Here is a 1,820-nt window from a genome sequence, read left to right as displayed (position 1 = left end):
AACGAGGGCAAGTCGTCGCTGATGCGCGCCCTCACCGGCAGCGAGGTGCTGGTCGCGGATAAACTCTTTGCCACGCTCGACACGACCGTGCGCCGGACCGAGACGGAGGACGGCCGGCCCTACACGCTGGTCGACACCGTCGGGTTCGTGCGGAACCTGCCGCATCAGCTGGTGGAGGCGTTCCGATCGACGCTCGAGGAGGTCGAGCATGCGGACCTCGTGCTGCACGTCGTCGACGCCTCCCATCCGGATCCGGCTGCGCAGCTCGCCACCGTCCGGCAGGTCATCGCCGAGGTCGGCGCCAGGGACGTGCCCGAGCAGGTCGTGTTCAACAAGGCCGATCTCGCCGACGAGGCGACGCGACTGGTGCTGCGCGGCATGGAACCGACCGCCCTGTTCGTATCCGCGAGGTCCGGCGAGGGGATAGACCGGCTGCTCGACACGATCGCGGCGCTGCTGCCCGTACCGCGGCACGAGGTGACGGTGCTGATCCCGTTCGCGCACGGCGAGCTGGTCTCGCGGCTGCACGACAAGGGCCGCGTGCTCGCGACCGTCTACGAGGAGACCGGCGCTCGCATCCAGGCGCTCGTCGACGACGAGGAGCGGGCCGCGCTCGAGCCCTACCTCCTCTGACCCTTCGCATCGGTCTGATCCGTGACGCGTCGACTCGGGTTCGTCGGGCCGCTCGAGCCGTCGAACCTCTACGGGCACCTCGCGGCGACCGCGGTGCCGGGCGTGGAGGAGTGGCGGGACGGCCGCTACCGCGCGGCCGTCCCGCTGGCGCACGGGCCGGGGATCGTGGAGGTCGGGCTGCCGGAGGGCGGTGAGATCCCCGTCGATCTGTGGCTCGCGCACCGGTCGGACGACGCGGATGCCCTGCTGCGCATCCGGCGCACCTTCGACCTGGACGTCGATCCGCGGGCCGTGCAGCGCGTGCTGTCCGCGGATCCCGTCCTGGCGCCGCTCGTCGACGCCGCACCCGGACGACGCGTGCCCGGCACGCTCGATCCGGAGGCGATGGCGCTTCGCGCCGTCCTCGGGCAGCAGGTGTCGACGGCTGCGGCCCGCACGCACGCAGCGCGCCTCGTCGCGGCGTTCGGAGCACCGCTCGAGCACCCGATCGGCGGACTGACCCACCTGTTCCCGCGCGCCGCCGATCTGGTGGCGGATCCGGAGGGGGTCGCCGAGGTCGCGCGGATGCCTCGATCGAGGATCCGCACGCTGCTGACCGTCGCGGCCGCGCTGGCCGACGGCACGGCCGACCTCACCGCGCCTCCTGCCGCCGTCCGTTCGGCGCTGCTCGCACTGCCGGGCGTCGGTCCCTGGACCGCCGACACCGTCCTGATGCGCGCCCTCGGTGACACGGACGCCTTCCTGCCCACCGACCTGGGTGTGGTCCTGGCCGCGCGACGGCTCGGCCTGCCGGACGCGCCGCGCGCGCTGGAGGCGAGGTCACGCGCCTGGTCCCCGTACCGCGCGCACGCGGTGCAGTACCTCTGGACGACCGGCGTCCACGCGGTCAACTCGCTCCCCGCCTGAACCGAGCACGTCGGCAGGCTGTCGCCGCTTCGGCAGGCTGTGGACCGCGGATGCAGCCTGCTGGACCGACGTCGGCCTGCTGGAGGACGGTCGGCTCCACCGCGCGTGGCGTCCGGTCAGACGTCCCGGACCTGCGTCAGGACGAGGGCCGGTACCCAGACCGCAGCGAGCCAGACCGCGAGGGCGATCAGCGCGGCCCACAGCTCGATCGCGGCTGAGCCGGGACTCGCGAACAGCACGCCTCCGGTCGCCGACAGCAGGTAGTCCCCGGCCGTGGAGGC

1 protein-coding gene and 1 pseudogene are annotated in these 1,820 nt (G+C 73.2%); both read left to right on the top strand.

Annotation, left to right across the window (positions count from 1 at the left end; all coding sequences use genetic code 11):
* Positions 1-66 precede the first annotated feature (66 nt).
* Positions 67-633, top strand: a pseudogene (locus tag ACFE67_RS06325) (HflX GTPase family protein); the annotation flags it as partial.
* A 21-nt stretch (positions 634-654) separates the two neighbouring features.
* The gene (locus ACFE67_RS06320) at positions 655-1,539 is read left to right on the top strand and encodes a DNA-3-methyladenine glycosylase family protein (RefSeq protein WP_375406023.1); all 885 of its coding nucleotides are present in this window, start codon (positions 655-657) and stop codon (positions 1,537-1,539) included.
* Positions 1,540-1,820: the final 281 nt, after the last annotated feature.

Source organism: uncultured Amnibacterium sp., assembly GCF_964244015.1.
Taxonomy (GTDB): domain Bacteria; phylum Actinomycetota; class Actinomycetes; order Actinomycetales; family Microbacteriaceae; genus Amnibacterium.
This window is presented reverse-complemented; position numbering and strand designations above follow the sequence as displayed.